This window comes from Defluviimonas sp. SAOS-178_SWC (assembly GCF_039830135.1).
Taxonomy (GTDB): Bacteria; Pseudomonadota; Alphaproteobacteria; order Rhodobacterales; family Rhodobacteraceae; genus Albidovulum.
Genome location: NZ_CP156081.1, coordinates 4,164,567 through 4,174,817 on the forward strand (window position 1 = coordinate 4,164,567; position 10,251 = coordinate 4,174,817).

The following is a 10,251-nucleotide window of genomic DNA, read 5'->3' on the forward strand; positions in this document are numbered from 1 at the left end:
CCGCACAAGCGGCGGGCACGAGGGGAAAAGCTTGCGCCCGGAACGGGCGCTCAACTGGTTCACTTCCCGTTAGCGTCGGACTAGGCGGCGAAGCCGGGAGAAAGCCGGATGTCACCCACGGCAAGGCCGCGCCGATTGGTGATCGGGCCCGTGAGATAGCGCGCGAGAACCGGGTCATCCGGCGCGATGGCTCCAAGCCGCCGCAAGAGCGCCGCGACGGCGGCTTCCGACGCACGGGTCCCGCCGTCCATGATCTTCAGCGCGATGCCGCGTTTCTGCTTCGGCAGGATCGCCACGAACACCGCTTCGGCGCCGGTCTTGACGGCGACCGAACCGCCCATCGCGCGCATGAGTTTCGTGCATGCCCGGCCCTCGCCCGCGACAAGCTCGGGATGACGGGTCATGGCGGCGACGAGACGGGCCGCGGCGCGTTCGCGCGGGGTGCCCTCAAGGCGCCCCCCGGCGAAAAAGGCCATCGCGCGGGCAAGCCCATGGACGCTCGTGGCGAAATTCGGCGCCGAACAGCCGTCGATGCCGAAGCCGGGCGATGTCTCGCCCGTCACCTCTTCGAACGCGGCGCGCACCGCCCGCTGAACCGGGTGATCGACTTCATGGTATTCCGGCCCTGCCTTCAGATGCTTGGCTAGCGTCAGAAAACCCGCATGTTTCCCTGAACAGTTGTTGTGAATCTGGCAAGGCGACGTGTCGGAGCAGATCAACTCCTTCCTCGCCGCCGGATCGTCCGGCATCTGCACCCCGCAGCGCAGATCTTCTTCGCCAAGACCGAGGTCGGACAACCAGCGCGCAACCCGTTCCGTATGAATGGCGGCCCCATTGTGGCTGGCACAGGCCAAGGCAAGCTGCGGTTCGCCCAGCCGGGCCGCGTCCGCCGCTCCGCTTTCCAGAAGCGGCAGCGCCTGGATCATCTTGCAGGAGGAGCGCGGAAAGATCACGGCGTCGGGATCGCCCCAGGCCTCGACGACCTCGCCCTTCTCGTCGCAAATCACCGCGTGGCCGAGATGCATGCTCTCGAGCATTCCGCCCCGCCACAGTTCGATCATCGGTACGGCTGGCATCTTCCCCTCACCTTTGCGCGAATTTCTGCCTCCGGGGCTTTTCGCTCCTGTCGGATTCGCGTTAAGACGTGCATATCGAGTTGACGCGCGCCCCGCCAAGCCAAAAAGCTGCCGTATCAAGGGCAGCACCTGCCGGGGCCGCCGAGGAATAAGACAGCTGGAGGCTGCGGCAAAGATGACTTCACCGAGCTGGCGCGCCACGGGCGCATTTCTTCTGGCAGCGACGATGGCGACCACCGCCGCCGGGCAGGTATCCACGAACCGCGTGGCCGCCAATACCGACTGGAGTGTCTTCGTCGAGGAGAACCCCAAGGAATGCTGGGGGGTCTCGGCGCCCAAGGAAACCGTGAACACGAAAGACGGTCAGGCGGTCTCGGTCCGGCGCGGCGATATCCTTCTGTTCGTGACCTACCGGCCCGGCTCCGCCGAAGGCGAGGTTTCGTTCACCGGCGGCTATCCCTTTGCGGGCGGTTCGACCGTCGGGCTCGAGATCAGCGGCACCACGTTCGAGCTTTTTACTGACGGAGAGTGGGCCTGGTCGGGATCGAAGGACGATGACGGAAAGATCGTCGCGGCGCTGAAGGCCGGTGCATCGGCTGTTCTGACGGCGCATTCGAGCCGGGGAACCGAGACCAAGGATACGTTTTCGCTCCTCGGTGTCAGTGCCGCGCTCGACGAGGCGGCGAAGCGCTGCGCCGGCTGACGCCGCGCCGTCTGCGCGTTGTTCGCGGTCGCCGGCGGGGACCCGACCAGCCATCCTGCCGGGGTTAGGCTGGTGTTAAGACACGGCTGATACCCATCACCTTGGGTGAAAAGAGGTTGGTGGGATGGGTGCGCGATCAAACGCGACGCCAGTCATCATCAAGCGCAAGAAGGTCGTTGGCGGCGGCAGGCACCACGGTGGGGCGTGGAAGGTTGCCATAGTTACATCCTTCACAGATCGGCGCTTTGCGCCGGGTTTCACTTGCCGTCGCTTGACGGCGCCAGTGGCGTTCTGACCGATGCGGAGTCCCGGGATCGCTCCCCGTCCGCGCCATCCGGGTTTCGGATGCAGGGCCGACCATGCGGCCCAAAATCTAATAGTTCGCTAAGGCAAGACGGTCATTGACGGCATTTTGAGACAATTTCGCCGGGATCAGGCGCGCTTCTCGACGCCGCCGCCGCCGAAGGTGACGGATTGGGCACGGCCCGCGCTATCATAGGTGTCGAGCCGGGAGCCCGCGCGGCGGATCGCCTCGACGCGGGCCCGCGCCGCCTTCACGCCCTCGATAGCTGCCGACAGCAGCCGCTGGTTTGCCTCTGCGCGCGACCTCAGACGCGAAAGCGCACCGTCGGCATCGCGGCGCGGAAGGTCCGGGAGGCGGCCGACAAGGTCCGTCTTGCGGGCCGCAAGCGCCTCGAGAGACGTGAAGTTTCCGCGGCGGATGGCCTCTGCCTCGTCCCGGAGGAGCGCGTCGAGGGTCGCGATCAACGTCGTTTCGTCAGTTCGCATTGTCGGCCCTCCGCTTCAGGGCTTCGAAAATGCTCTCGGCAAGGCCAATGCCACCCGTCCGGGCCATCTCGGCCGCCTGCTCGCGCCTGAGGAACGAGGAGAACTGCTCCTCGCCCACGCCGCCGCCAAAGCTCTCGCGCGCTTCGCCGAGCCCGACGGATTTCAGCATTTCCGTCAGGAACTGGGCCTCGAGCGCTTCGGCCGCGGAACGCAGTGCCTGGTCTTTAGACTGTTCGGCCCGGAGCGGGGCAGACGTCACGGCGGAGATTGCATCCATCGGCGATCCCTCCAATTGCGGATATCTCAAGGACTATGGGAAGACCGGGGTAAAGGATCGGTAACCTCATGCTGAAATAGTCTTCCGCACACAGACAGAAGTCGTGAGCACATGGACCTGATTCCCCTCGCCGATCCCGTCCGGATCAGGACGACACAACGGGACGACCCGTGGGCCGATACCGGCATGGCCAGCGCTTTGGCCGCTTTCCTCGCGGTTCTCGGCGACCCGGCGTCGGCGGCCGACAGTGAGCCGCCGCAGCCGGCAATGTGGGCCGGGACGGCATTGCTCCCCGACAGATCGCTTCCTTTCCAAGGGCACACTCAGCCGCCATGGGACGGCGGGACAACCGAACAAGTGGCCGATTGGCTGCGTGGTCAGATCGCCGGGGCGGAACCGAGCTTGCCCGCAGCGGATGCCGGCGGGTCCGGCCCGAGCCTTGCGGCAACGGCCGGATACCCGGAGGCCGGGATCGCTCTGCCGGCCGGCCCATCGGATGCGGTCTCGGTCACGGCCGGTGCGCCGGCGTTGCGCACCGAAACGGCGGCAGCGGCCCTTGCGGGTTGGGCCATACCCGAGGCCGGCAGAAGGCTCGCCACTGGAGACCGGGCCAACGGATCGGAACCGAGGACTGGGACGACAACCGCAATATCCGATGCAGCACCTACGCAAACCACCCTGCCGGCGACGCGGGCAGAGCCCGGCCGGAATGCATCGCTGCCCCTTCCGGGTCCGGGCGCACGCGGCATGGACAGCGCACTGCTGGCGCCTGAAGTGACGCCGGCCGTTCCAGCCGCGCGCGACGACACGGCCGCGCCGCCGGGTCTTCCGCAGTTTACGGTTCCGGCCAGTGCCGCTGCGCCGCACGGCTTGGCAGCGATGGATCGCCCTTTCACGGGGAATTCGAACGGTGCCGAAACCGCCTCGGCCCGGACTCCGCCCCTCGCAGCGGACGCCCGGCCCGGCCCGGCGCGCACGGATGCCAGACCCGTCGCACAATCCCTGGCCGCGACGACCGTGGCACCGCCTGCGCCAGACGCTACGGCAGAAGCCATCGCCCCGACGCAGTCCGGGCGAGAAGGCGCCATGGTCGGGACGCCTTTCGCGGAGGGCGGCGGCACGACCGCCGGTACGGCGATATTGGAAGGCCAGCGGCCCGGCATCCCGGTCGTGACGCAGGCCAATCCCGACACGGATGCCAGGCCCAACCCGGCCGATATCCGGCTCGACCCCGGCGACCCGGTCGTATCGGCGAGCGACTCCGCGCCTCTCGCCCGGGGCGCAGACCGCGCATCCGCCACCCATGCCGCGGCCGTGACGCTGCCGGCGGGCCTTGGCCATCGGCTGGCCGAGGCGGTCGGCCAGTTTCCGGATCGGCCGGTGGAGATCACCCTTTCGCCGGAGGAACTCGGCCGGGTTCGGCTGACGCTCGCCACCCATGACGGGGCGCTCACGATGATGATCCAGGCGGACCGGCAAGACACGCTCGACCTCCTGCGCCGGAACATCGGGTCGCTGGCGCAGGATTTCCGCGATCTCGGCTATCAGGATCTGAGCTTCAGCTTCGGGCAGGAGCGTGATCCGCGCCAGCCACAGGACACAGGCACATCCGTTTCAGCGACCGAAAGCGACAGCCTTTCGGTCTCCGCCGCCGCCCCATCGTCCGGAGCAGACCGCGCCCGACCTCTGGCGGTGGATGGCGGGCTTGACCTCAGATTGTGAAAGGAACCGACGATGGACGCCGTGATATCGGCCACGACCCGGACCGGCATGACGAACGCTCAAGGTCAAAGCCAGCAGGGAACGCTGATCAACAGCGATTTCCAGACCTTCCTCCTGATGTTGACGACGCAGATGCAGAACCAGGATCCGCTCAACCCGATCGAATCCTCTGACTACGCCGTCCAGCTCGCCACCTTCTCGGGCGTCGAGCAGCAGGTGCGGACCAATGCGCTGATCGAAGCAATGTCGGCGCAGATGGGGCTCTCCGGAATGGCGCAGATGGCGTCCTGGGTCGGGATGGAGGCGCGGGTCGCAGCCCCCGTGGCATTCGACGGCGTCCCGTTGACGCTCTATCCCGAACCCTCGAATGGCGCCGATCAGGCGGTACTCGTGGTTCTTAACGCTGAAGGGCAGGAAGTCATGAGCGCGCAGGTCACGGTTTCGCATGATCCGGTCACCTGGGCGGGAACGGATGCGAACGGGGCACCACTCCCATCGGGCGTCTATACGTTCCGGTTGGAGAATTACAGCGAGGGAAAGCTGGTCGAGACGACAGCGGTCGAGGCCTATGGCCGCATCGAGGAAGTGCGCAACGGCACGGGCGGCGTTGCCTTGGTCATGGACGGCGGTGGCATCGTCGCGCCGTCCGACATCAAGGCCGTCCGCGAACCGTCCACGCCCTGACGGCCGTCAAAGAAGCGTGGCCAGCGCGAACCCGAGGCCGGCGATGGCGGCACCGAGAGCAACGAGAAGGACCGTCCCAGTCAGCGACCGGCGCGGCGGCGGGGCTGGCACCTCTGTCTGGCGGGCAAGGAGCGCCTCGGCGATCTGCGGAAGGCGCGGGCCGAAGCGGCCGAGCACCCGGGCGGTCCGCACGAGATCGCGGATCAGAGCCTGCGGCCCGACATTCTCGCGGATATAGCGTTCGACGACGGGCCGCGCGACCTGCCACATGTTGATGTTGGAATTGAGCGAGCGCGCGACGCCTTCGACTACGACCATCGTGCGTTGCAGAAGGATGAGTTCGGTCCGCGTCTCCATCCCGAACCGCTCGGTGACCTCGAAGAGGTAGGCCAGAAGCCGGGCCATCGAGATATGGGTCGCGTCCATGCCGAAGATCGGCTCCCCCACGGCCCTCAGCGCGCGGGCGAACTCGTCCACGTCGCGGTCGCGGGGAACGTAGCCCGCTTCGAAGTGCACTTCGGCGACGCGGCGATAATCCTTGCGGATGAAGCCGATCAGGATCTCGGCATAGACCCGGCGGGTATATTCGTCGATAGAGCCCATGATGCCGAAGTCATAGGCGATGATATCGCCGTTCGCCGCGACCTTGAGGTTGCCCTGATGCATGTCGGCGTGAAAGTAGCCGTCGCGCAGCGCATGGCTAAGGAAGAGCTGGAGAACCCGCTCGGACAAGGCCACGCAATCGTGTCCGGCCGCCCGGATCGCCGCGACATCGCCAAGCGGAATCCCCTCCGCCCATCCGAGCGTCATCACCCGGCGCGACGACAGGTTCCAAAACGGCTTCGGCACCTGGAAGCCTTCATCCTTTTCGGTATTCGCGGCGAATTCCGAGGCCGACGAGCTTTCGAGCCGGAGATCCAGTTCCCCCATCACCACGCTTTCGAAATGGCTGACCACGTCGGTGGGGCGCAACCGCCGCGAGGCGGGCGAAAGCACCTCGATCAGCCCGGCGGCGAAGTGGAATGCGTCGATGTCGCGCTGGAAGGCACGCTCGATCCCTGGCCGCAGGACCTTGACCGCCACTTCCTCGCCGGTTCCTGCGAGCCTGGCGCGGTGAACCTGCGCGATCGAGGCCGCGGCGACCGGCTCGGAGAATTCGGAGAACAGCGTCTCCACGCCTTGGCCAAGCTCATCGGCAACGGTTTGCTTGGCCACCTTTGTCGGGAAGGGCGGCAGCTTGTCCTGCAATACCCGAAGCTGGTCCGAAAGCTCGACTCCGACCACGTCGGGGCGGGTCGAAAGCACTTGGCCGAACTTGATATAGGCGGGGCCGAGCGCGGTCAGCGCCCGTGTCACCGGTGGTTGTGACGGGTCGCCGCGATAGCCGAGCCATTTGAAGGGCCAGCCGAAAATATGGGCGGCAAGGCGAAGGCGCGGCGGGACCTCCATCGCCTCGAGCGCAACCTTCATCGCGCCCGTGCGCTCGAAAGTCGCACCGGTGCGGATCAGCCGCCAGACGTTGTGCGGACCGCGCAAGGCTCAGATCTTCCAGCCGGAATGGAGGGCCGCGACCCCCATGGTGAGGTTGCGGTATTTCACCTGGCTGAACCCGGCTTTGCGGATCATCGCGGCGAAAGTCTCCTGGTCGGGAAACTTGCGGATCGATTCGACGAGGTATTGGTAGCTCTCGCGGTCGTTCGCGACGATCTGGCCCATCACCGGGATCACGTTGAAGGAATACTTGTCGTATGCCCATTGCATCGCGGGGTTCGGCAACTGGCTGAACTCCAGCACCATGAGCCGGCCTCCGGGCTTCAGGACGCGGAAGGCCTCCGACAGCGCATCGGGAATGCGCGTCACGTTCCGGATGCCGAAGCTGATCGTGTAGACGTCGAAGCTGTTGTTCGCGAAGGGCAGCGACATCGCATCGCCGACGACCCATGACAGCCTCTCGGCCATGTTTTCGGCCTCGGCACGCTTCTGGCCTTCGATCAGCATCGATTCCGTCATGTCGAGAACCGTGGCCTCGGCCCCCGGTGCGCGCTTGAGGAAGCGGAAAGCTATATCGCCGGTTCCTCCGGCCACATCCAGAAGCTTCTGGCCCGGACGCGGCGCAAGCCAGTCCATCATCGCATCTTTCCAGAGGCGGTGGATACCGACGGACATCACGTCGTTCATGATGTCGTATTTGTTCGCCACACGGGTGAAGACGCCGTGGACCATCCCGGCCTTCTCGCCCTCGGGCACGTCCTTGAACCCGAAATGGGTCGTGCGGGTATCGCTTTCGGTCATTGGCCCTTGCCGTCCGATGGAACTCGTCCTTCTTATAGAAGCCTTGGCCGCAGAGACAATGCGGCGTTCACGCACCGGACGGACATGCCCGAACTGCCCGAAGTCGAAACCGTGCGCCGGGGCCTTCTGCCCGCGATGAAGGGCAAGGCCGTCCTGGCCGCAGACATTCGAAGGCCCGATCTGCGCTTTCCCTTTCCCGAACGGATGGCCGAGCGACTGACCGGCGCGCGGGTATTGGGCCTGCACCGACGGTCGAAATACATTCTCGCCGACCTGTCGACGCGGGAGACGCTCCTGATCCACCTCGGCATGTCGGGTCGGATGCTGATTTCCGGCGTCATGCCGGGGGTGTTCCATCAGGAGCATCCAGCACCCGCCAAGCACGATCATGTCGTCCTCGACATGGAAGGGGGCGCCAGGGTGACGTTCAACGACGCGCGCCGGTTCGGCGCGATGGACCTGATGACAACGGCTTTGGCCGAGGAGCACTGGCTCCTTCGCGATATCGGGCCGGAGCCCTTGGGCAACACGTTCAACGAGGAATATCTGGTCGGGCGTCTGAAAGGCCGGACGATGCCGGTCAAGGCCGCGCTTCTCGATCAGAGGATCGTCGCCGGGCTTGGCAATATCTATGTCTGCGAGGTGCTGCACCGTGCGCGGATCGACCCCCGCAGGAAGGCCGGGCAGATTTCGGCGGCGCGGGTCGCCGGGCTGGTCCCGATCATCCGCGACGTGCTGAACGAGGCCATCGAAGCGGGCGGATCGTCCCTTCGCGACTACCGCCAGGCCGATGGCGAATTGGGCTATTTCCAGCATGCGTTCCGCGCCTACGACCGCGAAGCGAAACCCTGCGTCACGCCGGGCTGCACCGGCACTGTCGCCCGAATCGTCCAGTCTGGGCGGTCCACCTTCTTCTGCCCGCGCTGTCAAAGATGACTTGATCCCGGCGACCGGGCTGGTAGGACTCTCCCTCGCATCTGCAGAAAGGCTCAGGTCCATGGCTTACGAGACCCTGATCGTCGAGATCGAAGACAATGTCGCGCTTATCCGGCTGAACCGGCCCGATGCGCTGAATGCTCTCAACTCGAAGCTGATGGCGGAGCTTTCCGATGCTGTGACCGAGGCCGAGAACAACGACAAGGTGCGCTGCATCATCCTGACCGGCTCCGAAAAGGCCTTTGCCGCCGGCGCCGACATCAAGGAGATGTCGGAAAAGACCTTCGTCGAGGTCTTCACCGACGACCTTTTCGGTGCGAACGTCGAAGCGCTCCTGCGGTGCCGCAAGCCAATCATCGCGGCGGTGGCGGGATATGCCCTTGGCGGTGGTTGTGAGCTTGCGATGATGTGCGATTTCATCATTGCCGCCGATACCGCCAAGTTCGGCCAGCCGGAGATCAATCTCGGCGTCGTCGCCGGGATCGGAGGCACCCAGCGGCTGACCCGCTTCGTCGGCAAGTCGAAGTCGATGGACATGCACCTGACCGGGCGCTTCATGGATGCGGCCGAGGCGGAGCGCTCGGGCCTCGTCAGCCGGGTCGTGCCGGCCAACAAGCTTCTGCCCGAGGCGATGGCCGCGGCGCGCAAGATCGCCGAGAAATCGGCGGTGGCGACGCTCGCCGTGAAGGAAGCGGTGAATCGCAGCTATGAGACGACGTTGCGCGAGGGGCTCTTGTTCGAACGCCGGCTGTTCCACGCGCTTTTCGCCACCGAGGACCAGAAGGAAGGCATGAGCGCCTTCCTCGAAAAGCGCCAGCCGCAATTCCGCGACCGCTGAAACCCCTTTCCTTTGTCCGCGTTTTCCCTTAAGGGACCGCGGTCACATGCGCGTGGAGCCCGCTCAGGCTGGAATCGACCGGTTCACTGGGAACCCGGGTTTTGTCGCGCTTAGGTATCGAAACAAACCCGGAAGTTGGGAAACCACACATGGCCAATACGCCCCAGTCCAAGAAACGCGCCCGCCAGTCCGAGCGCCGTCAAGACATCAACAAGGCCCGCCGCTCGCGGATCCGCACCTACCTGCGCAAGGTCGAAGAGGCGATTGCCTCGGGCAACCAGGAATCTGCGGCGGCCGCGCTCAAGGCCGCCCAGCCTGAACTGGCGCGCGGCGTGACCAAGGGCGTTCTGCACAAGAACACCGTTGCCCGCAAAATGTCGCGCCTCGCCGCGCGGGTGAAGGCGATCTCCGCCTGATCCGACCCGCTTGACGATTCGCGAAAAGGCGCAACCCAAGGTTGCGCCTTTCTGCATTTCTGACCCGTCTTGTGACCCCTGTGCCCCATTTGCACAGGCTCTCCGGATTCGCTGCGGCAAAGGGTGAGTCAAGCGCGAAGTTCTGTTGCGGCGCTGTCCCGGCCCTTGCTAGCGTCCTCTGGCGATTCACATCGTCTTGGGGGGACATGCGGTAACCACGGGCCGAAGCAGGTGCTGCACCCTGCCGAGACCTGGAACGCGCGCCGGCAAATTCGGCGGGCGGGGTTGTGTTCGGACGCCGGAACCTTTCCGCGCGGGCCGGGCGGGGGGCCGGTTTCCGGTCGCTGCCATGTCCAAATAACCCGCGCTTCCCGGCGGAAGCGGCAAGAGTCCGGGGCTGCCCCCGGCTTCTTGACCGTTTTTGCGTGGAAGCAAGACAGGAGGAATCGCCGCGGGAACAAATGTATCGGCACAATCTGCATGTGCCGGACAGTGATAAAAGACGTGGACGGACACAA

Annotated in this window: 11 protein-coding genes and 1 pseudogene; 7 read left to right on the forward strand and 5 right to left on the reverse strand. The window is 65.5% G+C overall.

All coding sequences use genetic code 11. The features are described 5' to 3' along the window. Positions 1 to 80: 80 nt before the first annotated feature. A complete protein-coding gene (locus V5734_RS21490) occupies positions 81 to 1,076 on the reverse strand; it encodes an asparaginase (protein ID WP_347311639.1) in 996 nt (331 codons plus the stop codon). Positions 1,077 to 1,251: 175 nt separating this feature from the next. Between V5734_RS21490 and V5734_RS21495 the strand changes: the two genes are divergently transcribed. Beyond that, a complete protein-coding gene (locus V5734_RS21495) occupies positions 1,252 to 1,779 on the forward strand; it encodes an invasion associated locus B family protein (RefSeq protein WP_347311640.1) in 528 nt (175 codons plus the stop codon). Positions 1,780 to 1,903: 124 nt separating this feature from the next. After that, positions 1,904 to 1,996: pseudogene (locus V5734_RS21500) on the forward strand (chemotaxis protein MotB); the annotation flags it as partial. 215 nt (positions 1,997 to 2,211) lie between these two features. On the opposite strand, the gene V5734_RS21505 reads toward V5734_RS21500, so the two are convergent. Further along, positions 2,212 to 2,568 carry a hypothetical protein gene (locus tag V5734_RS21505; RefSeq protein ID WP_347311641.1) on the reverse strand — a complete coding sequence of 119 codons (357 nt, stop codon included), beginning with the start codon at positions 2,566 to 2,568 and terminating at the stop codon, positions 2,212 to 2,214. After that, positions 2,558 to 2,845 (reverse strand): rod-binding protein, encoded by a 288-nt coding sequence (locus V5734_RS21510; RefSeq protein ID WP_347311642.1) that lies wholly within the window; start codon positions 2,843 to 2,845, stop codon positions 2,558 to 2,560. Before V5734_RS21510 ends, V5734_RS21505 begins: the two co-directional genes overlap by 11 nt. 1,086 nt (positions 2,846 to 3,931) lie before the next feature. On the opposite strand from V5734_RS21510, the gene V5734_RS21515 reads away from it, so the two are divergent. Both V5734_RS21515 and V5734_RS21520 read left to right on the forward strand, forming a co-directional pair. Continuing rightward, entirely contained in the window at positions 3,932 to 4,567 is a 636-nt protein-coding gene (locus V5734_RS21515) for a flagellar hook-length control protein FliK (RefSeq protein ID WP_347311643.1), read from the forward strand. Positions 4,568 to 4,579: 12 nt separating this feature from the next. Further along, entirely contained in the window at positions 4,580 to 5,251 is a 672-nt protein-coding gene (locus V5734_RS21520) for a flagellar hook capping FlgD N-terminal domain-containing protein (protein ID WP_347311644.1), read from the forward strand. A gap of 6 nt (positions 5,252 to 5,257) precedes the next feature. On the opposite strand, the gene ubiB is transcribed toward V5734_RS21520, so the two are convergent. Together ubiB and ubiE are read right to left on the reverse strand one after the other, a co-directional pair. After that, positions 5,258 to 6,787 carry a 2-polyprenylphenol 6-hydroxylase gene (gene ubiB, locus V5734_RS21525; protein WP_347311645.1) on the reverse strand — a complete coding sequence of 510 codons (1,530 nt, stop codon included), beginning with the start codon at positions 6,785 to 6,787 and terminating at the stop codon, positions 5,258 to 5,260. Positions 6,788 to 6,790: 3 nt separating this feature from the next. Next, on the reverse strand, positions 6,791 to 7,543 hold the full coding sequence (gene ubiE / locus V5734_RS21530) for a bifunctional demethylmenaquinone methyltransferase/2-methoxy-6-polyprenyl-1,4-benzoquinol methylase UbiE (RefSeq protein WP_347311646.1): 753 nt from the start codon (positions 7,541 to 7,543) through the stop codon (positions 6,791 to 6,793). Between the two features lie 84 nt (positions 7,544 to 7,627). On the opposite strand from ubiE, the gene mutM reads away from it, so the two are divergent. The 3 genes from mutM (at position 7,628) to rpsT (ending at position 9,733) form a co-directional block, all read left to right on the forward strand. Beyond that, positions 7,628 to 8,479, forward strand: a complete 852-nt coding sequence (gene mutM / locus V5734_RS21535; protein ID WP_347311647.1) for a bifunctional DNA-formamidopyrimidine glycosylase/DNA-(apurinic or apyrimidinic site) lyase — start codon at positions 7,628 to 7,630, stop codon at positions 8,477 to 8,479. A gap of 61 nt (positions 8,480 to 8,540) precedes the next feature. Next, a complete protein-coding gene (locus V5734_RS21540; protein ID WP_347311648.1) occupies positions 8,541 to 9,317 on the forward strand; it encodes an enoyl-CoA hydratase in 777 nt (258 codons plus the stop codon). Between the two features lie 149 nt (positions 9,318 to 9,466). Further along, positions 9,467 to 9,733: a 30S ribosomal protein S20 gene (gene rpsT, locus V5734_RS21545; RefSeq protein WP_347311649.1), complete on the forward strand. Its 267-nt coding sequence runs from the start codon at positions 9,467 to 9,469 to the stop codon at positions 9,731 to 9,733. Positions 9,734 to 10,251: the final 518 nt, after the last annotated feature.